Source organism: Neohoeflea coraliihabitans, from assembly GCF_019334345.1.
In the GTDB taxonomy this organism is placed as follows: domain Bacteria; phylum Pseudomonadota; class Alphaproteobacteria; order Rhizobiales; family Rhizobiaceae; genus Pseudohoeflea; species Pseudohoeflea coraliihabitans.
Map to the genome: position 1 here is coordinate 729,984 of NZ_JAHWQX010000001.1, position 21,384 is coordinate 751,367.

The 21,384-nt window shown below is 63.1% G+C and carries 17 protein-coding genes and 1 pseudogene; 11 read left to right on the forward strand and 7 right to left on the reverse strand.

Annotated features, from left to right (window positions below):
* Positions 1 to 10: 10 nt before the first annotated feature.
* On the forward strand, positions 11 to 1,207 hold the full coding sequence (locus tag KY465_RS03465; RefSeq protein WP_219158465.1) for an SGNH/GDSL hydrolase family protein: 1,197 nt from the start codon (positions 11 to 13) through the stop codon (positions 1,205 to 1,207).
* 59 nt (positions 1,208 to 1,266) lie between these two features.
* On the opposite strand, the gene KY465_RS03470 is transcribed toward KY465_RS03465, so the two are convergent.
* Both KY465_RS03470 and gltB read right to left on the reverse strand, forming a co-directional pair.
* Positions 1,267 to 2,721 (reverse strand): glutamate synthase subunit beta, encoded by a 1,455-nt coding sequence (locus KY465_RS03470; RefSeq protein ID WP_219158467.1) that lies wholly within the window; start codon positions 2,719 to 2,721, stop codon positions 1,267 to 1,269.
* Between the two features lie 12 nt (positions 2,722 to 2,733).
* Positions 2,734 to 7,434: a glutamate synthase large subunit gene (gltB, locus tag KY465_RS03475; protein ID WP_219200754.1), complete on the reverse strand. Its 4,701-nt coding sequence runs from the start codon at positions 7,432 to 7,434 to the stop codon at positions 2,734 to 2,736.
* Between the two features lie 627 nt (positions 7,435 to 8,061).
* On the opposite strand from gltB, the gene KY465_RS03480 reads away from it, so the two are divergent.
* Entirely contained in the window at positions 8,062 to 9,108 is a 1,047-nt protein-coding gene (locus KY465_RS03480) for a threonine aldolase family protein (protein WP_219158469.1), read from the forward strand.
* 70 nt (positions 9,109 to 9,178) lie between these two features.
* Here the strand turns inward: KY465_RS03480 and KY465_RS03485 are convergent, their stop codons facing one another.
* Positions 9,179 to 9,706, reverse strand: coding sequence for a redoxin domain-containing protein (locus tag KY465_RS03485; protein ID WP_219158471.1), 528 nt, complete (start codon positions 9,704 to 9,706; stop codon positions 9,179 to 9,181).
* Positions 9,707 to 9,883: 177 nt separating this feature from the next.
* On the reverse strand, positions 9,884 to 10,897 hold the full coding sequence (locus tag KY465_RS03490) for a DUF3179 domain-containing protein (protein WP_219158473.1): 1,014 nt from the start codon (positions 10,895 to 10,897) through the stop codon (positions 9,884 to 9,886).
* Between the two features lie 311 nt (positions 10,898 to 11,208).
* Here KY465_RS03490 and KY465_RS03495 point away from each other — a divergent pair, with 311 nt between their 5' ends.
* The 8 genes from KY465_RS03495 to KY465_RS03530 all read left to right on the forward strand — a co-directional run bounded on the left by KY465_RS03495 (position 11,209) and on the right by KY465_RS03530 (position 17,361).
* On the forward strand, positions 11,209 to 11,787 hold the full coding sequence (locus tag KY465_RS03495; RefSeq protein ID WP_219158475.1) for a hypothetical protein: 579 nt from the start codon (positions 11,209 to 11,211) through the stop codon (positions 11,785 to 11,787).
* Positions 11,784 to 12,182, forward strand: a complete 399-nt coding sequence (locus KY465_RS03500; RefSeq protein WP_219158479.1) for a phage holin family protein — start codon at positions 11,784 to 11,786, stop codon at positions 12,180 to 12,182. Before KY465_RS03495 ends, KY465_RS03500 begins: the two co-directional genes overlap by 4 nt.
* Positions 12,172 to 13,335, forward strand: coding sequence for a DUF3618 domain-containing protein (locus tag KY465_RS03505; RefSeq protein WP_219158481.1), 1,164 nt, complete (start codon positions 12,172 to 12,174; stop codon positions 13,333 to 13,335). The genes KY465_RS03500 and KY465_RS03505 overlap by 11 nt, the downstream gene beginning before the upstream one ends.
* A 78-nt stretch (positions 13,336 to 13,413) precedes the next feature.
* On the forward strand, positions 13,414 to 14,283 hold the full coding sequence (locus KY465_RS03510; protein ID WP_219158483.1) for a YihY/virulence factor BrkB family protein: 870 nt from the start codon (positions 13,414 to 13,416) through the stop codon (positions 14,281 to 14,283).
* A gap of 247 nt (positions 14,284 to 14,530) precedes the next feature.
* Positions 14,531 to 14,836, forward strand: a complete 306-nt coding sequence (locus tag KY465_RS03515; RefSeq protein ID WP_219158485.1) for a BufA1 family periplasmic bufferin-type metallophore — start codon at positions 14,531 to 14,533, stop codon at positions 14,834 to 14,836.
* Between the two features lie 98 nt (positions 14,837 to 14,934).
* A complete protein-coding gene (gene bufB / locus KY465_RS03520) occupies positions 14,935 to 15,870 on the forward strand; it encodes an MNIO family bufferin maturase (protein ID WP_428982921.1) in 936 nt (311 codons plus the stop codon).
* A gap of 4 nt (positions 15,871 to 15,874) precedes the next feature.
* Positions 15,875 to 16,789: an HvfC/BufC N-terminal domain-containing protein gene (locus KY465_RS03525; protein ID WP_219158487.1), complete on the forward strand. Its 915-nt coding sequence runs from the start codon at positions 15,875 to 15,877 to the stop codon at positions 16,787 to 16,789.
* Positions 16,765 to 17,361, forward strand: coding sequence for a DoxX family protein (locus tag KY465_RS03530; protein WP_219158490.1), 597 nt, complete (start codon positions 16,765 to 16,767; stop codon positions 17,359 to 17,361). Before KY465_RS03525 ends, KY465_RS03530 begins: the two co-directional genes overlap by 25 nt.
* Before the next feature lie 63 nt (positions 17,362 to 17,424).
* On the opposite strand, the gene KY465_RS03535 is transcribed toward KY465_RS03530, so the two are convergent.
* Positions 17,425 to 17,889, reverse strand: a complete 465-nt coding sequence (locus KY465_RS03535; RefSeq protein WP_219158492.1) for an Hsp20 family protein — start codon at positions 17,887 to 17,889, stop codon at positions 17,425 to 17,427.
* A 273-nt stretch (positions 17,890 to 18,162) separates the two neighbouring features.
* Here KY465_RS03535 and KY465_RS03540 point away from each other — a divergent pair.
* Positions 18,163 to 19,116: pseudogene (locus KY465_RS03540) on the forward strand (alpha/beta fold hydrolase); the annotation flags it as partial.
* A 418-nt stretch (positions 19,117 to 19,534) separates the two neighbouring features.
* Here the strand turns inward: KY465_RS03540 and hisN are convergent.
* Both hisN and KY465_RS03550 read right to left on the reverse strand, forming a co-directional pair.
* Complete coding sequence (gene hisN / locus KY465_RS03545) at positions 19,535 to 20,320, reverse strand: histidinol-phosphatase (protein WP_219158496.1); 786 nt, start codon at positions 20,318 to 20,320, stop codon at positions 19,535 to 19,537.
* A gap of 70 nt (positions 20,321 to 20,390) precedes the next feature.
* On the reverse strand, positions 20,391 to 21,269 hold the full coding sequence (locus KY465_RS03550) for an N-formylglutamate amidohydrolase (protein WP_219200756.1): 879 nt from the start codon (positions 21,267 to 21,269) through the stop codon (positions 20,391 to 20,393).
* Positions 21,270 to 21,384: the final 115 nt, after the last annotated feature.

The window sequence follows — 21,384 nt, forward strand, 5'->3', positions numbered from 1 at the left end:
AGCACGCTGAATGGTTTTCACGGCTGCCATAGGACGTTCGATTACATTCGGCCTTGCCCTTCTCCTGGCCGCAGTGCTTGTGCCTGCCGGTCTCTCCGCCCCGGCCTATGCGCAGGAGAAGGTGGAGCGCAAATCCCTGCTCAAGCTGCTTTTCGGCAAGGACGAGGCCCAGACACAGCAGGCAGCGCCGCGCGCCCGCAAAAGCAGGTCACGGCCGGTTCGCTCAAGCCGACCGTCGAACCGGGCCGGCAACCGCAAGGCAGCGCCAGCGCAGCCGGCGGCTCCGAAAGTCGAAAAACTGGTCAATGCGCGCAAGGTCCTGGTGGTCGGTGATTTTCTCGCCGGCGGCCTTGCCGAAGGTCTGGAGAAAAGTTTCGACAATTCACCCGGAGTGGTGATCGTCAGCCGGACAAAGGGCTCATCCGGCCTCGTTCGCGACGACCATTACAACTGGCCGAAAGCGCTGCCGGATATCCTTGCCGAAGTCGATCCGGACATTGTCATCGTGCAGATCGGCTCCAACGACAGCCAGCAGATGCGTGTTGCCGGTACCCGCCTTGAGGTGCGCTCGCCGCCCTGGCTTGAGGAATATGGCCGCCGCACCGAAGCGATGATCGCGGCGGTCAAGAAGATCGACCGCCCGCTGCTGTGGGTCGGCGTGCCATCCTTCAACTTCACCTCCATGACGGCCGACATGGTGGCGTTCAACGGCATCTTCAAAAACAAGGTCGAACAGGTCAATGGCGAGTTCATCGACATCTGGGATGGGTTTGTCGATGAGGACGGGAAATTTGTCTTCACCGGCTCCGACATCAACGGCCAGCAGGTCCGCTTGCGTGGTCCCGACGGCATCAACATGACCGCCGCCGGCCGGCGCAAGATGGCATTTTACACCGAAAAGACCATACGCCGCCTGCTCGGCAGCGCCGCCGATCCTGCGGTCAGCTCGGTCGGTCTGGACGACGCCAGCCTGCCCGACCTGACCTTCCCGACCTCGCCGCTGGAGACGATCAACCCGGTCCGCACCGCCCCGGTCGCCATGCTCGATCCGGAACTGGATGGCGGCGACGCCTTGCTCGATCAGGCAACCGAGCGCGTCAATCTGACCCCGACGCCGCGCGACCGGTTGGTCGAGCAGGGTCTGCCCCCCGAGGCGCCAGCCGGTCGCGCCGACGACTTCAGATGGCCGCGCACAGCAACGAACTAGCGCGGCTTGAATGCGACGAAAGGCAGCGCCGCGAACCGGTGGCGCTGCCGTTTCCGGTCTTAACGCGGCAAATTGGTTGAACCCATGAGTTCCAGATCGATCGCCCGCGCCGCCTGCCGGCCTTCGCGGATGGCCCACACGACCAGCGACTGGCCGCGCCGCACATCGCCGGCGACCCAGAGCTTGTCCACCGTTGATTTGTAGCTGCGATCGTCGGCCACGACATTCTTCGAGCCGCGGAAATCCGTATTGATTTCCAGCCGCTCGCCGAGATCGGAAAGCACCGAATCCTCCCCCGGTCCGCGGAAACCGATGGCGACGAACACCAGGTCCGCCCGGATGATGAACTCTGTTCCGGCAATCGGCTTGCGCTTCTCGTCCACCTTGCAGCATTTCACGCCCGCGAGGATACCGTTCTCGCCGATCAGTTCGAGCGTGCCGACCTGGAATTCACGCCGCGCGCCTTCCGCCTGCGACGAGGAGGTGCGCATCTTGGTGGCCCAGTAAGGCCACACGGCGAGCTTGTCTTCCTTTTCCGGCGGCTGCGGCCGGATGTCGAGTTGCGTGACCCGCACCGCGCCCTGCCGGAAGGCGGTTCCGACGCAGTCAGAGGCCGTATCGCCGCCGCCGATGACCACGACCCGCTTGCCGCCGGCCATGATCGGCGGTGACGGCCAGCCCGTCGAATCGATGGATTCGCGCGCCACCCGCTTGTTCTGCTGCACCAGATACGGCATCGCGTCGTGCACACCAACGAGATCCGCCCCCGGCAGGCCGACCTCGCGTGGCGTCTCCGAGCCGCCACAGTACAGCACCGCATCATGATCCTTGATCAGGTCGTCGACCGGGATATCCACGCCGACATTGACGCCGCAATGGAAAGTCACACCCTCGCCTTCCATCTGCTCGACCCGTCGATCGATGAAGTGCTTCTCCATCTTGAAATCGGGAATTCCGAAGCGAAGCAGCCCGCCCGGACGGCTTTCCCGCTCGTAGACATGCACTTCGTGACCGGCCCGGCCAAGCTGTTGCGCCGCGGCAAGACCTGCCGGCCCCGACCCGATGATGGCAACCGACCTTCCGGTCTTCTCGGCCACCGGCTGCGGCACGATGAACCCCATCTCATAGGCCTTGTCCGCCAGCGCCTGCTCGATCGTCTTGATCGTCACCGGCGCGTCCTCGAGGTTGAGAACGCACGCCTCCTCGCACGGAGCCGGGCAGATGCGCCCGGTGAACTCGGGGAAATTATTGGTGGTGTGCAGGTTGATGATCGCCTCTTCCCAGCGGTCATTGTAGACGAGGTCGTTCCAGTCCGGGATCTGGTTGTGAATCGGACAGCCGGTCGGACCGTGACAATAGGGGATGCCGCAATCCATGCAGCGCGCCGCCTGCTTCTGCACCTCCGGATCGCTCATGCGAATGGTGAACTCACGGAAATGACGGATTCGGTCGGATGCCGGTTGATACTTCGCCGTCTGCCGATCAATCTCGAGGAAGCCTGTTACCTTGCCCATCTCACACCCGTCCTATTCCGCTGCCACACCGAGGCGATTGCGTTCCATTTCCTCCAGCGCGCGGCGGTATTCCACCGGCATCACCTTGCGAAATTTCGGTCGGTAATCCGCCCAGTTCTCAAGAATGTGCTGCGCCCGCTCCGAGCCCGTGTAATGCATGTGATTGGAAATCAGCTGGAACAGCCGTTCCTCGTCATGCCGGGTCATGTCACCGGAAATATCCACGCGCCCCTTGTGCATCAGATCGCCGCCGTGATGATGCAGCTTCTCGAGAATATCATCTTCCTCCGGAACCGGTTCCAGCTCGACCATCGCCATGTTGCAGCGCGCCGCGAAATCGCTGCTCTCATCGAGCACATAGGCGACACCGCCGCTCATCCCGGCAGCGAAGTTGCGACCGGTCTCGCCGATGACGACGACGAGGCCGCCGGTCATGTATTCACAGCCATGGTCGCCGACGCCCTCGACCACTGCGATGGCGCCCGAATTGCGCACCGCAAAGCGTTCGCCGGCCACGCCGCGGAAATAGCATTCGCCTTCGACGGCGCCGTAGAGCACCGTGTTGCCGACAATGATCGACTGCTCCGGCACAATGCTGCTGTCCTCTGCCGGACGCACGATGATCCGCCCGCCGGACAAGCCCTTTCCGACGTAATCATTGGCATCGCCGCGCAGGTCGAAGGTCACACCATGCGCCAGGAAGGCGCCGAAGGACTGGCCGGCCGTTCCCGTCAGGTTCACCCGGATGGTGTCTTCCGGCAGGCCCTTGTGACCATGTTTGCGCACGATTTCGCCGGACAGCATCGCCCCTGCCGAACGGTCGACATTGCGGATGTCGCTCTCGATCGTCAGCCGTTTGCGATCATTGATCGCCTCCGCCGCTTCGACGATCAGCTTGCGATCGAGCACGTCATCGATCGGATGCACCTGCCGCTCGGTCTGGTAGATCGCTTCCTTCGGCGCCTTCGGCTTGTAGAATACGCGGCTGAAATCCAGCCCCTCCGCCTTCCAGTGGGCGATCAGCTCATCTTTTTCCAAAAGGTCAAATTCACCGATGATCTGGTCAAGATGCGTAAAGCCCATCTCGGCAAGAAGCTCGCGCACTTCCTCGGCGATAAAGAAGAAATAATTGACCACATGCTCAGGCGTACCCTTGAAGCGTTTTCTGAGCACCGGATCCTGGGTCGCAACCCCGACAGGACAGGTGTTGAGATGGCATTTGCGCATCATGATGCAGCCGGCAGCGATCAGCGGTGCGGTCGAGAAGCCGAATTCGTCGGCTCCGAGCAGCGCCCCGATGATGACGTCACGACCGGTCTTCAATCCGCCATCCACCTGCAGCGCGATGCGGCTGCGCAGACCGTTGAGCACCAGCGTCTGCTGCGTCTCGGCAAGGCCCATTTCCCACGGGCTGCCCGCATGTTTCAGCGACGTCAGCGGGGACGCGCCGGTGCCGCCGTCAAAGCCGGATATGGTGATGTGATCGGCGCGTGCCTTGGCGACGCCGGCGGCGACAGTCCCGACCCCGACCTCGGAGACCAGCTTGACCGAGATGTCCGAGGACGGATTGACGTTCTTCAGATCGAAGATCAGCTGCGCCAGATCCTCGATCGAATAGATATCGTGGTGCGGCGGCGGCGAGATCAGCCCGACACCGGGTGTCGAATGCCGTGTCTTGGCGATCGTCGCATCCACCTTGTGGCCCGGCAATTGTCCGCCTTCGCCGGGCTTGGCCCCCTGCGCCACCTTGATCTGGATCATGTCCGAGTTGACCAGATATTCGGTCGTTACGCCGAACCGGCCGGAAGCCACCTGCTTGATCGCCGAGCGTTCGGGATTGGCGCCGTTGCCCCCCGGCAGCGGCAGATACCGGTCCGGCTCTTCACCGCCCTCGCCGGTATTCGACTTGCCGCCGATACGGTTCATGGCGACGGCCAGCGTCGTATGCGCCTCGCGGCTGATCGAACCGAAGGACATGGCGCCGGTCGAGAACCGCTTGACGATCTCGCTGGCCGGCTCGACCGCCTCCAGCGGCACCGGCTTGCGCCCGGTTGCTGCCGCATCGCGGATCTTGAACAATCCGCGGATGCGGTTCATCCGCTGTGCTTCGCTGTCCATCAGCGCCGAGAATTCCCGGTAGCGGTCCTCGGCATTGCCGCGTACGGCGTGCTGCAGCTTCGCGACCGCGTCGGGCGTCCAGGAATGGTCTTCGCCGCGCATCCGGTAGGCGTATTCCCCGCCCACATCCAGATTGGTGGCCAGCACTGGATCCGCGCCGAAGGCGGCCGCATGGCGCGTCGCGGTTTCGATCGCCACCTCGCGCAGGCCGACGCCCTCGATCGTCGTCGCGGTGCCGGCGAAATAGCGCTCGACAAACGCGCTCGACAGGCCGACCGCATCGAAGATCTGCGCGCCGCAATACGACTGGTAGGTGGAGATGCCCATCTTCGACATCACCTTCAGAATGCCCTTGCCGATCGCCTTGATATAGCGCGTGACGACCTCATGCGCGTCGACTTCGGCAGGGAATTCGCCACGCCCATGCATGTCGTTGAGGGTATCGAACGCCAGATAGGGGTTGATCGCTTCGGCGCCGTACCCGGCCAGGCAGGCAAAATGGTGAACCTCGCGCGGCTCGCCCGATTCAACCACCAGGCCCACCGAGGTGCGCAGACCCTTGCGGATCAGGTGATGATGCACGGCCGCCGTCGCCAGGAGGGCCGGAATGGCGATGCGGTCGGAGCCGATCTGCCGATCCGACAGGATAATGATGTTGTAGCCGCCGTTCACCGCTTCCTCGGCGCGCTCGCACAGGCGCTCGACGGCCCCCTCCATGCCTTCGGCACCCTTGACCGACGCATAGGTGATGTCGAGCGTCTTGGTGTCGAAGCGCTCCTCAGTATGGCCGATCGAACGGATCTTCTCGAGATCGCCATTGGTCAGGATCGGCTGCCGCACTTCCAGCCGCTTGCGCTTGGAAGCGCCGCGATGATCGAGGATATTGGGCCGCGGGCCGATAAACGAGACCAGGCTCATGACCAGTTCCTCGCGGATCGGATCGATCGGCGGATTGGTCACCTGCGCGAAATTCTGCTTGAAATAGGTGTAGAGCAGCTTCGATTTCGACGACATCGCTGAAATCGGCGTGTCAGTCCCCATCGAGCCGATGGCTTCCTGGCCGGTTGTTGCCATCGGCGCCATCAGGATGCGCGTGTCCTCGAGCGTGTAGCCGAAGGCCTGCTGCCGGTCGAGCAGGGAGACATCACTGCGCAGGGCGCGCGGCGAGACGGGCCGCAATTCCTCAAGGATCAATTGCGTCCGGTCCAGCCATTCACGGTAGGGATGGCGCTGCGCCAGCGATGACTTGATCTCCTCATCGGAGATGATGCGGCCTTCCTGCGTGTCGATCAGCAGCATCTTGCCCGGCTGCAGCCGCCACTTGCGTTCGATGTCCTTTTCAGCCACCGGCAAGACACCGGATTCGCTGGCCATGATCACCCGGTGATCGCTTGTCACGATGTAGCGCGCCGGGCGCAGACCATTGCGGTCGAGCGTCGCACCGATCTGCCGGCCATCGGTGAAGGCGACGGCCGCCGGTCCGTCCCACGGCTCCATCAGCGCAGCGTGATACTCGTAGAACGCCCGCCGGTCGGCATCCATCAACTGGTTACCGGCCCAGGCTTCCGGGATCAGCGTCATCACCGCATGCGCCATCGAATAGCCGCCCTGCACCAAGAATTCGAGCGCATTGTCGAAACAGGCGGTATCGGACTGGCCTTCGTAGGAGATCGGCCAGAGTTTCGAGATATCATCGCCGAACAATGGCGAGGACACCGAAGCCTGGCGCGCCGCCATCCAGTTCACATTGCCGCGCAGCGTGTTGATCTCGCCATTATGCGCGACCATGCGATAGGGATGCGACAGCTTCCAGGACGGAAATGTGTTGGTCGAAAAGCGCTGATGCACCAGAGCGATGGCCGAGACGAAGCGCGGGTCCGCCAGATCCTTGTAATAGGACTTGACCTGGAAGGCGAGGAACATCCCCTTGTAGACGATCGTCCGCGTCGAAAGCGAGACGAAGTAAAAGCCGTTGTCGCGGCCGTTCGTTTCCCCATAAACGCGGTTCGAGATGATCTTGCGCAACAAGAACAGCCGCCGCTCGAATGTCTCTTCATCACTGATATCTGCGCCGCGGCCGATGAACACCTGCAGGTGGTGCGGCTCGGTGGCAGCAATGTCCGGCGCCTTCGACAGCGAGGAATTGTCGACCGGCACGTCCCGGAAGCCGAGAAGCACCTGGCCGGTCTCGGCCACCACGTCACGAATGATCTGCACCAGATGCGCGCGCAGTTCATCCTCGCGCGGCATGAACAGGAAGCCGGCGGCGTATTCGCCCGGCTCCGGCAGCGTGATGCCGTCTTTCGCAAGCTCTTCCTTGAAAAAGGCATGCGGGATCTGCGTCAGCAGTCCGGCTCCATCGCCCATCAGCGGATCGGCCCCGACGGCGCCGCGATGGGTGAGGTTTTCCAGCATCGACAGCCCGTCTTCGATGATCGCGTGCGACTTTTCGCCCTTCATATGGGCAATGAAGCCGACACCGCAGGCATCATGCTCGTTGCGAGGATCGTAAAGCCCTTGCCGCGCGGGAACGCCCGATGCCTTGAAAGGCCGAGCCGCATCTGAACCGGCCGCCAGGGCAGCCAGGGCAGCCATATCAGCCGGCGACGTGAGGGGCGTGGCGGAAGGAAGGTCGGAACGTGCCGCTGTGCTGCCCATGAGCCGCGCGGCCCGAGAACGCATCATCTCTGTCATCCCATCTCTCCCTTCGCTCGCCCATTCTGGCGTCGCTCGTAGATACCCGGCTCATTATGAGCGACAGGCATGGCCCGTTCGGAACTTGCTTTCGACTGATCCGCCGCGTCTGGTCCGGAATGTCCGCCCGTTCGTGGCTGCACGGGATTTTAGCACACCGGTTGTCGCGCGGTCACCCCGGCTGTCAGTGCCGGTCTCCGCAGTTTCTGCCCGGTCCGCACGCCGCTCCGACAGCGATCCGGACAAATAGGACAGTAAGGCTGTCCTATTCCGGCTTATGGCAGAAGTGCGCCCGCAAGGCAAGCCGCCAGAGCCTGTTTTTGTGGATGCCGAGCATCAATAGGTCCCGTTGTCGCACCAATACGCAGCAATATTGCGCCATGTTGCGGCACAGTTCCGTTTCATTGCCGGCACCTGCTCAGCGGATCGGTGACCAATGCCCTCGCCGGCCGACCGCCCATTTACATCAGCGGCGGAAAAAGCTTAGCACAGCGGATCACCTTCGCCTCAACCATCAGCGGGACCTTGATGATCTTCACATCCGACAACTGGGCCGGCGCGCATCCTGACATTGCCCGGGCGCTTTCCGATCATTCCGGTGGCTTTGCTGCCGCATACGGTGCCAGCGACCTTGATCGCGCCGTTGAAAGACGCTTCAGCGAGCTGTTTGAAACCGAGGTTGCGGTCTTTTTCGTCGGCACCGGCACGGCCGCCAATTCGCTGGCGCTGGCCAGCGCTGCCAAGCCCGGCGGCGTCGCCTTCGCTCATCATCAGGCCCACATCATTGCCGATGAATGCGGTGCTCCCGAGTTCTTCTCAGGTGGCGGTCGCCTCGCGGCGGTTGATGGCGGCCACGGCAAGATCGATCCAGAGAACCTGGAGATGACAATAGCCCGTTACCCGGCGGAATTCGTTCATGCCGGACAACCCGTCGCTGTCTCGATAACCCAGGCGACCGAAAGCGGCACGGTCTATTCGACGGATGAAATCAGGAGAATTTCCGCCATCGCGGAAAAGCATCACCTGCCGCTGCACATGGACGGCGCCCGCTTCGCCAACGCGCTTGTCGCCCTGGACGTCAGCCCGGCGGAAATGACCATCGCCAGCGGCATCGACATGCTGTCCTTCGGCGGCACCAAGAACGGGTGCTGGTGTGCTGAAGCGCTCATTGTTTTTGATCCGGGCAAGGCAGAGCAACTGCCCTTTCTGCGCAAGCGTGGCGCGCATCTGTTTTCCAAAAGCCGTTTCATTGCCGCTCAGTTTGCCGCATATCTGCACGATGACCTCTGGCTGCGCCTGGCGGGACATGCCAACCGGATGGCCGATCAAATGCGCCAGGCAATCACCCTCGCGTCAGATGCCCGGCTTGCATGGCCGAGCCAGACCAACGAGGTGTTTGCCATCCTGCCGCAAGACACGGCGGCGGGCCTGCGCCACCACGGGGCACAGTTCTACGACTGGCCCGTACCGAAGGATTGCGGCGCGATCGCCCCGCAGGAGGTGCTGGTGCGTCTGGTCACCAGCTTAGCCACCACGCCGCAGGAGATCGACAGTTTCGCCTCGCATCTTCGCTGACGCACCGCCCGGAACGGTCACGCGGCCAGGTTCGCCGCGCGCAGCCATGCAGTGCTGAAAGTGCGGATTTCTAGGCTGCCAGCGTGCCGTTGGCCGGATAATTTTTCGCGATGATGAAGTCGAGGCCTTTCAAAAGATCATCAAGCCGCGGCCGGGCGAAGGGCACGCTCTGATAGAACAGGGCGTAAACCTTGCCGTCGGGGTAAATCACGCCGATCCCGGGCTCGGCGAAGCGCTCCGGCTCGGCGTCCTTTTCCTTCTTTGAAATGAAGAGGCCCCACTGACGGGCATCATCCTCGGAAAGACCGTATCCGACGTCCAGTGCTGAGATATCCCATTGCTCGCGCTGGCGCTGCGCGCGCTCCTCACTATCCATCGATGCGGCAAGAACGGCGAGACCGCGCTTTTCGAAAGCCTCGCCGCGCTGCGCCACCTCTTCGAGCTGGGACTTGCAAATCGGGCAGTGCACACCGCGATAGAAGAACACGACGGTAAAGTGCGTGGGCTTCGTTGCCGCGAGGTCGATATGGCCGCCACCGATGGCCGGCAGGGAAAGGGCGGGCGCCGGTGACCCGGGCAAGAGAACATGCTGTGTCATGGGAAAATCCTTGTAGAGAAAGAGGAGGGGCACCATCCGGGATGCGAAGCGCCAGCTGAATTCGGCACATGCGTGCCGATGGGTTGGGTTGCCTTACAACGCGGAAAGCGCCGGCACCGTTCCTCGCGCACTGCTTCTGGAGAGATCCTGCAGCCATCGGCAACCCCCGCGCGGATCTCAGCGCGATGACAGGGTGATCGGACCGCTTTCGGCATGCACCGTCAGGCCCGGGTGAAATGCCAGCACGACGAAGGCGAATGTCGTATCGTGCACGATGGCCGCGCCATCCGACAACCGCTCGGCGGTAACCGTGCCGACATCCGCGCCGGCGGCGATATCCCGCGCGTCGAGAGCCGAGGCGACACCGCCGCGCCATGTCAGGCGCAGCCCGTTGATCTCCAGAGAGTCCACCGCTTTCAGATGCGGCAACGTCACGGCGGCCAGTTCACCTGCGTGGCGCGCGATCACCACCCGCATCATCGCTGGCAATTCCTCCGGCAACTCCCCGGTGTATAACGGATACGGTGCCTGCCGGCTGTCATAGCCGACATAGGGATTCTCGCCGTAGCGACGCAGCGCCGGATCGGCGGGAACCAGCACCTCGGCATCGGGATTCTCGCGGGCAAATTCACCGAATCCCTGTATGCGCGAGGGAAGCATCCGCAGCGCCTGCCCGGCCCGTTCACCGACGATCGCCTCGCCGGTAAATTGCTGCCACCAGCTCTCGGTGGCGCGGTCATACATGACCATGTCGGAATTTCGCAGAAGTCCGCTGACACCGAAGGTGGTGACGCTGCCATCCTCCAGGCGTCTGTCAAACACGATCGAGGAGTTGCACAGCGGGCAATAGGTGACCGCAACCGGCTGACCATCGAGAGTATCGTTGACGATTTCGTGCCAGGTGAGAACGCGCAGCGGATAAGCCCGCACCACCGATCCGACTTCAAGGCGGATGACCGGTTCGCTGGCGCCCATATGCTCAAGCGTGCTGGCTTTACGGAAGACCGGCGCGTCGATGGCCGGAATACCGTCGCGTCCCGGACCGCCGGAAATGATTTCGCCAAGGTCCACTTCCGTCTGTGAAAAATCAGTCGCCCACCCAGACGCGCGCCAGCGTTCGGGATTGGCGAGGGCCGGGATGGCGATGGCCAATGCGGCGAGAAAAGAAATGGTGGCAGCTAAATTTCGCATGCCTCCATAGTCGCCTGCGCGTCGATCGCAAGCCAGTCAAGTTTGGGTGAAGTCCGCTGCGGGCGGCGGTGACGAGCCCGTGACCTCGAGCAAACCCCGCGCCCGCCGCGCAAATCAGGCAAGCCATGTGCCGCCCGCTGGCGGCTGACTTCCGGCGTTTCAGGAACGATTCCGCAGGTCGTTCGTTCAATTTGTGAACGTCCATTCGCAATCGGAGGCGGACTAGCAATGCATGGGATCTTTTATCTGATCGGCGTCATCGTGGTTGTGCTCGCGGTGATCAACCTACTCTTTTAAGTGAGGCTACTCAAATGAACACGACAAATCCGACCACGCCCGGCCAGGAGCAGGGCGCTAAGGAAAAAATCAAGGCCACCAGCGAGCGCGCGTCCGAACAGATCAAGGCGAGCGCTCAGGATGTCGGCAAGACCATATCCGAAGAAGCGGCTGGCTACGCTGGCAAAGCCAAGGAATCGGCGGCCGCTGAGGTCAAGGATGTGGCGTCGGCCTTGCGCACCGCTGCCGACCAACTGCGCAGCGGCTCGCCGCAGGAACGCACCTTCAGCCAGATCGCCGAAAGCCTTGCCGACGCCTCGGAGTCCATCCGTGACAAGGACCTTGGCGAAATGGTGGGCGGCCTGAACAGCTTCGCCCGGAACAACCCGCTTGTCTTCCTCGGCAGCGCCGCGCTGATTGGCTTTGCCGCCACGCGCTTCGCTAAGGCTTCGGAGCGAGGCCAGCCATCTGAGGAGAGCACAGCCCCAACGACATCGGCCCCCGCAGGCGGCTCCCCCGGCACGGGCGCCGGAACCAGCACCAGCACGGGTTATCAGCCGGCGGCACGGCCCGCTGGCGCCGCATCCGGGGTTTCAACAGGAGTTCGGAAATGACCACAGCTACGCAAAAATCCACCACCGAGCTTTTGAAAGATGCCCTGTCGCATGTCAGCTCGCTCGTCCGCAAGGAAATCGACCTGGCACGCGCGGAGGTCAATGAAAATCTCCACTCGGCCGGCGTGGCCGTGGGACTGATCATCGGTGCGGTCGTGGTTGCACTGACCGCTCTGAATGTCCTGTCCGCCGCACTCGTCGCCGCGCTGGCCGAACTCGGCCTTGGCGCCGGGTGGGCTGCGTTGATCGTCGGTGTCGTGCTGGCAGTCGTCGCCTACGCCATGATGAAAAAGGGCGCGAACGATCTCAAGCTGCGCAATCTTGCGCCGAGCCGCACCGTCAAGAACGTGAAGCGCGATGCTTCTGCTGCAAAGGAAGCCTACAATGACCAATAATTCCACCCGAACGTCTTCTGAAATCGAACGCGAGATTGAGCGGGAGCGCTCCGAACTGACAGGCACGCTCGATGATCTGCAGAGCCGACTCTCCGTCGAAGGTGTGGCCCGCCAGGTTTCGCAGCACTTCCGCGACAATGGCGGTGACCTCGCACGCTCGGTCTCCGATGCGGTGAAGGCCAATCCGGTGGCTCTGGCGCTGACCGGTGTCGGGCTGGCCTGGCTGATGATGGGTCAGAAGAACGGTCAGCAGGCCCATTCTGCCCCGCCCCGCGACAATCTGGATTCCCGCCACGACACCGCCCATCACGGCCCCGACGGCATCGGTGATGCCCGGGTGCGTGCGACGACGCCCTATTCCGCGTCGCCGCGGCCGACATCCCAGCCATCCTGGGCTCGCCCGGCGCACGATGACGGGCACTCTGGCGACGATGGCAAGGGCCTCGGGAGCCGCCTGCAGTCCGGCGCCGGTCAGGTCTCGGACAAGGTCTCTGGCGCCGCGTCCTCGGTCGGGGATAGCGCCAGCCGTGCCGGCGCGGCAATTTCCGGCCACACGCGCAAGGCGGGTGAAGCGGTGTCTTCGGCTGCACGTTCAGCGCGCGGTTCGGCCCAGGATGCATACCGCTCCGGCAGCCGTCGCGCCGCCGCGGTCCGGGACCGGATCTATGAGGGTACGGAAGCCTTGAGCAAAGAAGCCCGTGCCCGCGTCATCGCAGCCCGCGAACGGGCCCTCGATGCCCGCGACGCCGCCTACGACTACACCAGCAGAGGCCGCGACAAGGCGGTCGATCTCTACGAGGAAAATCCCCTCATTGCCGGTGCCCTGGCCGTTGCCGTCGGAGCGGCGATCGCCGCTGCTCTGCCGCGCACCCGCGTTGAAGACCGCTATGCCGGTGAATATCGCGATAGTCTGTTTGACGAGGCCGAACGCATCTATGCCGAGGAGAAGGAAAAGCTCGCCCGCGTCTCCAGGGCGGCAACTGATGAAGCGCGCGACATTGCCCGCGAAGTCAAGGCCGACGCTGACGCCTCGGCACCGGCAGACACAGCGTCTGATGCCTTGGTGAACAAGGCGAAAGAGTCCGGCAAGCGGGTGGCCGACGCGGCCAAGGCCGAAGCCGACAAGCAGAACCTCGGCAAGCCGACGGCTTGACCTTGCAGATCGGCGGCCCGCTGTATTAACGGCGGGCCGTTATTTTATCGGCTGACGCGCTTTCACAAGGAGACCAGGATGGCAGCCCCTCTTGACGATTCGTCCCCACGCGAAATTCCACCGCGTGGCTGGAAGGCGATTCTGTGGGAGGTGAAGGACGCCATCGGCGCGGATCGCGTCAGCCTCGTCGCCGCCGGTGTTGCCTTTTATGGCCTGCTTGCGATCTTTCCGGCGATCACCGCCCTGATGGCCCTGGCCGGTCTCATCGTCGAGCCGGCGCAGATTGCGCAACAGATCGAAGCAGCTGCCGACATCATGCCGCAAGACGCGGCGCAGATCGTCATCGACCAGGCGAAAGAGGTGGCCGGCTCAAGTGAGGGTGGTCTCGGCCTGGCCTTCGTCATCGGCCTGGTCCTTGCCCTGTACTCTGCATCCAAGGGCATGGGCAGCCTGATGCAGGGCCTGAACATCGCTTATGGCGAAACCGAGGACCGGGGATTCATCGCCCTTCTGCTCACCCGACTTGGTCTGACTGCCGTTGTGATGATCGGCCTGATTCTGGGTCTCGCTGCGACCCTGGCCGTTCCGGCGGCGCTCGCCCTGATACCGATGCCGGAATGGCTGCGTGGCACGCTGTCGATTGGCGGCTGGCTGATCATCACGGTGCTGACGATCCTCGGTCTCGGCGTGTTGTACCGCTACGGCCCCTCGCGCCCGCCGCGCGCCTGGCGCTGGGTGTCTCCCGGCGCCGTTGCCTCCACGATTTTATGGCTTCTGGCATCCATTGCGTTCTCGATCTATGTGCGCAATTTCGGCAGTTACAGCGAGACCTTCGGCAGCCTTGCCGGTGTCGTGCTGTTGTTGATGTGGATGTGGATTTCGGCGTTTGTCATCCTCTTCGGAGCTGAACTCAACGCTGCAACCGAGGAACGCGCCACCGAAGACTGAGAGGCAGCGTTGCATGCGCCGCAACACGGACGCATCACGCGTCCGTTGCCCCCGCGCCGTACGGAGGCTGCTGCTCCCCCCACGCCAGCGTGAGCCGCTGATCACGTGCCGTCACGCGCATGTGATGTCGATAACGCGTGCTTGATTTCCAGTTTATCAGCGTTTTCGCAAAGCTTGTCTGACCGGGCCGATTGGCTGTTCCGGTCAGAAATCGAAAACACAAGCTTAAGATAAACGGGAGAACATCATGCAACACAAAACAGCAATCAGCGCCTCCGCCCTCGCCGGTGCCGTCGCCCTTGCCCTTTCCGGCAGTGCCCTTGTGGCCTCCACGACGGGCGCCAGCGCAGCCACCGAAAAATGCTATGGCGTCTCGATGGCCGGCAAGAACGATTGCGCAGCCGGTCCGGGAACCACCTGCGCTGGCACCTCGAAGGTCGATTACCAGGGCAACGCCTGGAAAAGTGTGGAAGCCGGCACGTGCGAAACCATGGCCCTTGAAGGTGGCCGCATGGGCTCGCTCGAGCCGCTCGACCGCGATCTTCCCGCCTGATCGACGCGCCGCGCTCGGTCCGCCAGCAGCCTTTGTCGATCTGACACTGCTGCCGGCGGGCCGGCCGCCCGATCTCCGAGACCAACCGGGAGGACCCGATGCCGATCCAACCCCCTGCAAGAGCTTCAGCACGCAAGCCTGGCAGCGCCTCCCCTTTGATGAGCGCCAACCCGCTTCCGCCCCGCGCGGGAGTGGGACTGAAAGCCGGCCATGTCGGCGCCATTCTCGATGATCCGTACCGGGTCGGATTTGTCGAGGTGCATGCCGAGAATTATATGGGCGCCGGCGGTCCTGCCCATCGCGCATTGACGGCGGTACGCGAGCGCTTTCCGCTCTCGGTTCACGGCGTCGGACTGTCGATCGGCGCCGAGGCTGGCCTGAACGCCCATCACCTCGAACGACTGGCCGCCGTTGTCGGGCGCTACCAGCCGGCCCAGGTCTCCGAGCATCTGGCCTGGTCGACCCACAGCGACCACTATCTCAATGACCTTTTGCCACTTCCCTATACGGAAGCGACGCTCGCCCGCATCGTGCGTCACATCGATCAGGTGCAGGAACGCCTCAGCCGCCCAATCCTCATCGAAAACCCGGCCACCTATCTCGCATTCGAGCATTCGACGATGGGCGAGACGGAGTTCATCGCCGAGATGGCCGAGAGGTCGGGATGCGGTCTGCTGCTGGACGTCAACAATGTCTTTGTCTCGGCGGTCAATCAGGACTGGAACGCAACGAAATACATCAACGCCTTTCCGCTCGAAAAAGTGGAGGAAATTCATCTCGCCGGCCATGCCGAGGATTGCGACGATGATGGTGACCTGCTGCTGATCGACGCCCATGACCGGCCGGTCAGCGACGCCGTCTGGACCTTGTTCGAAACGGTGATCGCCCGCACCGGCCCGCTGCCAACGCTCATCGAATGGGACAATGACGTCCCCGACTGGCCGGTGCTGCGCGCCGAGGCCATCGCCGCCGAGGCCATTCTCGAGCGTTTTGATCAGCGCGCCGCGCTCGGCAAGCGCCATGCCGCGGGCTAGAGCCATGGCAAACCTGAAAACCCGTCACCCGCACAAGCCGAACGACCGGGAGCCGGCTGCGCAAGAGATCTTTCAGGACGGTTTCGCCCGTGCACTGCGCCAGCCCGACGCCCCGCTGCCACCGGGCCTCATCGGCCCGCATGGCAAAGCCGCCGTCAAACGCTTTGCGGTATACCGCAACAATGTCACCGTCAGCCTGATCAATGCGGTTGCCGAGATTTTCCCCGCCATTCACGATCTGCTCGGCGAAACGGCCTTCAATGACATCGCCCGCCTGTATCTGCGCGCCGAACCGCCCCGCTCTCCGCTGCTGCACCGCTATGGCGAAACTTTTCCCGCCTTTCTCAATGCGCTTCCCGCACTCTCGCGCTATCCCTTTCTTCCGGATCTCGCCCGCCTGGAGCGGGCCTGGCTGACCGCCTTTCACGCTGCCGACGCCGCGCCCCTGGAGCCGTCCTTGCTGCAGGCACTTCCGCCCGACACCCTGGCGGAAAGGCGGTTTGCGCCGCATCCTGCCACAGCGCTCATTGCCAGCGATTACGCCATTTGCACGCTGTTTACGAAATGTCGGGGGCAACAGCCGCTCGACGGCGTGCAGTTGGCGACGCCGGAAGCCGTTCTGCTTTCCCGCCCCGGCAGCTCGGTGATGGTGCATCGGCTGTCGCCGGGCGAACACACATTCTTTGCCATGCTGCTGGACGGTGAAACCCTTGCGGCAGCCGCTGATGCGGCAGCGGCGGCGGCGCCCTCTTTCGACCTCGCCGCGGCCATCTCCACACTGCTTGCGAGCGGCGCCTTTATCTCCGCTGCAGCAGGCAAATCGGCAGGCCGGGCGGCCGACGATGGAACAAAAGCCCGCGACCGGGGCGACACGCGGCCGGCAAAGGAGGCAGCATGCGACATCTCTTCAACGATATAGCCCACCTGCACCGATCGGTTTTCGCCGCGATCGAGCGCGGGGCGGAAGGCTGGTTTCTTGGCCTCGCGGCCCGCTTTGTCTTCGCGGCCGTATTGTGGATCTATTTCCTCAACTCGGCCCGCACCAAGGTCGGTGACGGTCTAGCCGGGTTCTTCACGCTTACCCCTGGCGCCTATTATCAGATCGCCCTGCCGGCAGTGGAAGCCGCGGGTGGTGATGTCGAGCAGGTCGCCTTTCTGCCCTGGGGCCTCATCGTCACGATGGGCACCTATGCCGAGTTTGTATTGCCGCTGTTGATCGTCATCGGGCTGTTCACGCGGATTGCCGCGCTCGGCATGATCGCCTTCATCGCCGTGCAGACGCTGGTCGACATTACCGTTCATCAGATCGGCGCCGAAGCCATTGGCAGCCTGTTCGACCGGTTTCCCGATGCTGCGATCGCCGATCAACGGCTGCTTTGGCTGTTCGTGCTGATCGTCATCGTCCTCAAGGGTCCGGGATGGATCTCGCTCGACGGTGTGCTGGCCGCCGGCCACCGGGAGCCCGCTGGGCGCTTGCGACCGTCCGCCTGACGCACGAAAAAAGGTGCCCGCAAACAGCGGGCACCTCCTCACTTAGCGAAGACACAGAGCCGATCAGGCGGCCGTCGCTTCGATCTGCTTGGCCTTGGAAGTATCGGAACTGATCTCGATCTTCCGCGGCTTCATGGCTTCGGGGATTTCTCGCACCAGGTCCAGATGCAGCAGACCGTTGCGCAATGAGGCGCCGGTCACTTCCACATGTTCAGCCAGTTGGAAGCGGCGCTCGAACGCCCGCTTGGCAATGCCGCGATACAGGAACTCGCTGTCATTCTGTTCCTGCTCGTCGGCCTTTTCGCCCTTGACGGTCAGCGTGTGCTCGCGGGTTTCGATCGCGATCTCGCTTTCGTCAAAACCGGCAACAGCCATGGTGATGCGATAGGTGTTTTCCCCGGTCCGCTCGATATTGTAGGGCGGATAGGTCTGGGTCTGTTCCGGTTGAGCCAGCGTGTCGAGCATGGTCAAAACGCGGTCGAAACCGACGGTGGAACGGTACAGTGGTGCAAAATCAACGTGACGCATGGAAGTCCTCCTTTGAGCGACGTTAGACACGTTTGGCCTTTTCACGCACCCCGTGTCGGCGGTGCGAAAAGCCAGCAGACCCGGCCATCCGGCGCCTGCGAAATGGATGTGGGAATTCTGCATTTGCGGTTCAAGAGTTTTTTGCGCGAAAGCATGACAATTGCCTGCTGCTTTTGCGATACGCTGAAATCTGGCCGCCCGGCCCGCAGGAAAGCAGGCGGCCCCGCCTGATTTCCTTTGATTTTTCAGGTCTCACGCCCTAATCCCAAAAGCATGAGCGAGGCCTTTCCCGATCATCCGCGCCTGTACACCACCGCCGCCAACCCGATTCCGGAACGGCGGCAGGTCGGCTATTTCACCGGCCGGGATGGCAAGCGCATCCGCTATGCGATTTTTCGCTCCAAGGCGCGGGTTGCCAAGGGCACGGTCGTGCTTCTGCAGGGCCGCAACGAGTTCATCGAGAAATATTTCGAGACCATTCGCCATCTCAACGACCGCGGCTTCTGGGTTGCCACCTTTGACTGGCGGGGTCAGGGCGGATCGGAACGCCTCAGCGACCAGCCCCTCAGGGGTCATGTCGCGCAGTTCAGCGACTATGAAGCCGATCTGTCGGTGTTTCTCGAAACGATCGTCCTGCCCGATACCCGTCTGCCCTTCCTGCTCCTCGGCCATTCAATGGGCGGTCTCGTCGCGCTGTCCGCTGCGCCCGACCTGGCCACCCGCATCGACCGCATGGTGGTCGTCGCCCCTTTTGTCGATCTTTCCGGCCAGCCCCTGAGCCAGGGGGTGATTTACTGGACATGCCGCTTGCTGACCCTGTTTGGTTACGGCGAGACACGTTTTGAAAGCGACCGCTTTCCACGGCCGTTCGATGGCAACATGCTGACCTCCGACCGGGCGCGCTACGATCGCAACCAGGGTGTCTACGAAGCATGGCCCCAGCTGCGTCTCGGCCCGCCGACTGCCGGATGGATCGCCACCGTTCTCAAAGCGATTCGCCGCGTCAACCGCGTCAGTCATCTCAGCCGCATCAAGATCCCGACGCTGCTGATTGCCGCCGGATCCGACCGGATCGTCGAGGAATCCGCAATCGAACGCCTCGCCAACCGGTTTCGCGCCGGCCATCACATCACCATCGATCAGGCCCGGCATGAAATTCTTCAGGAAGTGGACCGCTACCGCCTGCCAGCCCTGGCAGCCATCGATGCATTTTTCCTTCCTGCCGAAACGGCACTTTGTGATGTCGAAGCCGCCAGCGACGACGACCCACCGCAGCAGGAGGACTCCGGCGACCCGGTAGCGGCGAGCAGCCGGCCAGCATCCCCCGAAATCAAACCGGCCGGCAAGAACCGCGCCACGCAAGACAGCGACACCGAAGCACAGGACAGGGGCGCGGCGAAATCCTCCGGCAAGCGCGCGGGAAAGACAAAGGCTTCAAGCAAGAAGACCACGAAGAAGGCGACCGAAAAAAAGGCGGCCGAAAAGAAGATAGGGCGCAAGAAATCCGGTGCGGCGAGGGCGGCGTCCGGTTCCGGCAAGAAGGCCGCAGAGGCGCCGAAGCCAGCCAGCTCCGTGAAGATGCCGCGCGCCGAAACACTCGACTGAGAGAGCCTTCAACACGTCGCGCAGGGCGTCATGGCATGTCTCAGCCGCCGGCGCTTCGCATCTGCGCCAGCGCGGCGGCGTGCAGCTCCGCCGATCCGCAGGCAATGATGTTGCCCCCCTGTTCCGGTCGGTTGCCGTCCCAGTCGGTCACCACGCCGCCGGCGCGCTCGATCGGCGCGATCAACCCTGCAATGTCGTAGGGCTGCAGCCCGGCTTCGATGCAGATATCCACATGCCCGGCCGCCACCATCGCGAAGGCGTAGCAATCACAACCGAAGCGCGACAGCTGCACGGCGCCTTCCAGCGCGGCAAAGGCCGGGCGCTCTTTCGCGCTGAACAAGGATGGCGCGGTGGTCATCAGGATCGCGGCTGAAAGCTCCACCCCCTGCCGGGATCGCATCGGCTGGCGCGCCCCGCCATGGCGCGCGAAGAACGCGCCCTCCGTCCCGGCGACAAACCGTTCGCCGGTGAATGGCTGATCCATCAGCCCCATCACGGCGCGTCCCTCGTGGTACAGCCCGATCAGCGTCCCCCACACCGGCAGCCCGGCAATGAACGCCCTTGTTCCATCGATCGGGTCGATCACCCAGCGGAAGGCGCTGTCCGCATTCTCAAGGCCGTGCTCTTCACCGAGGATGCCGTGGTCGGGAAACCGCGCCGCAATGCGGGCGCGAATGGCCGCCTCGGCGGCGCGGTCGGCTTCCGTCACCGGGTCAAAGCCGTTCGCAAGCTTGTTGCTGATGGTACCTCCGATCCGAAAACGCGGCAGCGTTTCCGCCGCCGCCGCGTCCGCCAACTCGTCGAGAAAATCAAGATCGGGCACCATCAGTCATCTCCGCTCTGCTAGGCAGGCGGTTACGGTGCCCGAGCTGGCCCGTCAAGCGCCGGCACAGGCATTACTGCGCTGCAAGCAGCCCGTCATTCAGCGTGGTGCGCCCATATTCCAGCATCTGATCGGCAAAATGCGTCAGATCGATCTGCAACTGCCGGAACCCAGCGGTCAGTTGCAAACTCGTTTCATCAATATACAGGCCGCGGTTGATCTCGATCTGCAAGGCATGCAGACCGCGCGCCGGCCGACCATAATGCTCGGTGATGAAACCGCCCGCATAGGGCTTGTTGCGCGCCACCCGATAGCCAAGGCCAGACAGCACCGCCACGGCCACGCGTGTCAGTTCATGCGAGGCGCTGGAGCCATAGCGGTCGCCGACAATGAAGTCCGGGCGCGCCTGCCCGCTGCCGGACTTGATGCCGGCTGGCATCGAGTGGCAATCGATCAGCACCGCCTGACCGAAGCGCACATGCGTTTGCGCAATCAACCGGCGCAGACAGGCATGATACGGTCGGTAGACGGTTTCGATCCGCCGCAGCGCTTCCCCCACATCGAGCCGGCCCCGGTAGATGTCGACATTCTCCGCCACGAGGCGAGGAATGGTTCCAAGCCCGCCGGTGACGCGCAGTGACGTGGAATTGACATGCGCGGGCAGCGGCGCATCGAACATGCGCGGATCGAGCTCATAGGGCTCGCGATTGACGTCAAGCCAGGCGCGCGGAAAATGCGCCTTCAGCAGCGGCGCTCCCAGCGCCGTGACGCTGGCAAAAAGGTCATCGACATGGTGATCCTCGGAACGCCGGATCGTCTGCCGGTCGAGCCGTGAGGCGGCCAGAAAGTCATCCGTGTACAATCGACCGGAGTGCGGCGAGTTGAAAACCAGGGGGCCGCTTTGACGATCCGGCTGGACAACCTCGAACAGCGGCCTGCCGCAGGCGGACATGGGAACCGTCTTCTGGCGATCGTGCATGCGTGTCCTTCAATTTCCTGCCATTCGGGTCGTCACGACCTCAAAATCGCAGCCACCGCTATCGTTCCGTTTCGCAACCCGGCTGCAA

What these genes read in the sequence shown, in the direction of transcription:
- KY465_RS03505 (WP_219158481.1), top strand. Translation starts at nt 12,172, where the DNA reads ATGACCAATAATTCCACCCGAACGTCTTCTGAAATCGAACGCGAGATT.
- bufB (WP_428982921.1), top strand. Translation starts at nt 14,935, where the DNA reads ATGCCGATCCAACCCCCTGCAAGAGCTTCAGCACGCAAGCCTGGCAGC.
- KY465_RS03525 (WP_219158487.1), top strand. Translation starts at nt 15,875, where the DNA reads ATGGCAAACCTGAAAACCCGTCACCCGCACAAGCCGAACGACCGGGAG.
- KY465_RS03510 (WP_219158483.1), top strand. Translation starts at nt 13,414, where the DNA reads ATGGCAGCCCCTCTTGACGATTCGTCCCCACGCGAAATTCCACCGCGT.
- KY465_RS03490 (WP_219158473.1), bottom strand. Translation starts at nt 10,897, where the DNA reads ATGCGAAATTTAGCTGCCACCATTTCTTTTCTCGCCGCATTGGCCATC.
- KY465_RS03535 (WP_219158492.1), bottom strand. Translation starts at nt 17,889, where the DNA reads ATGCGTCACGTTGATTTTGCACCACTGTACCGTTCCACCGTCGGTTTC.
- KY465_RS03465 (WP_219158465.1), top strand. Translation starts at nt 11, where the DNA reads ATGGTTTTCACGGCTGCCATAGGACGTTCGATTACATTCGGCCTTGCC.
- hisN (WP_219158496.1), bottom strand. Translation starts at nt 20,320, where the DNA reads ATGGTGCCCGATCTTGATTTTCTCGACGAGTTGGCGGACGCGGCGGCG.
- KY465_RS03515 (WP_219158485.1), top strand. Translation starts at nt 14,531, where the DNA reads ATGCAACACAAAACAGCAATCAGCGCCTCCGCCCTCGCCGGTGCCGTC.
- KY465_RS03485 (WP_219158471.1), bottom strand. Translation starts at nt 9,706, where the DNA reads ATGACACAGCATGTTCTCTTGCCCGGGTCACCGGCGCCCGCCCTTTCC.
- KY465_RS03480 (WP_219158469.1), top strand. Translation starts at nt 8,062, where the DNA reads ATGATCTTCACATCCGACAACTGGGCCGGCGCGCATCCTGACATTGCC.
- KY465_RS03500 (WP_219158479.1), top strand. Translation starts at nt 11,784, where the DNA reads ATGACCACAGCTACGCAAAAATCCACCACCGAGCTTTTGAAAGATGCC.
- gltB (WP_219200754.1), bottom strand. Translation starts at nt 7,434, where the DNA reads ATGGCTGCCCTGGCTGCCCTGGCGGCCGGTTCAGATGCGGCTCGGCCT.
- KY465_RS03470 (WP_219158467.1), bottom strand. Translation starts at nt 2,721, where the DNA reads ATGGGCAAGGTAACAGGCTTCCTCGAGATTGATCGGCAGACGGCGAAG.
- KY465_RS03530 (WP_219158490.1), top strand. Translation starts at nt 16,765, where the DNA reads ATGCGACATCTCTTCAACGATATAGCCCACCTGCACCGATCGGTTTTC.
- KY465_RS03550 (WP_219200756.1), bottom strand. Translation starts at nt 21,269, where the DNA reads ATGTCCGCCTGCGGCAGGCCGCTGTTCGAGGTTGTCCAGCCGGATCGT.
- KY465_RS03495 (WP_219158475.1), top strand. Translation starts at nt 11,209, where the DNA reads ATGAACACGACAAATCCGACCACGCCCGGCCAGGAGCAGGGCGCTAAG.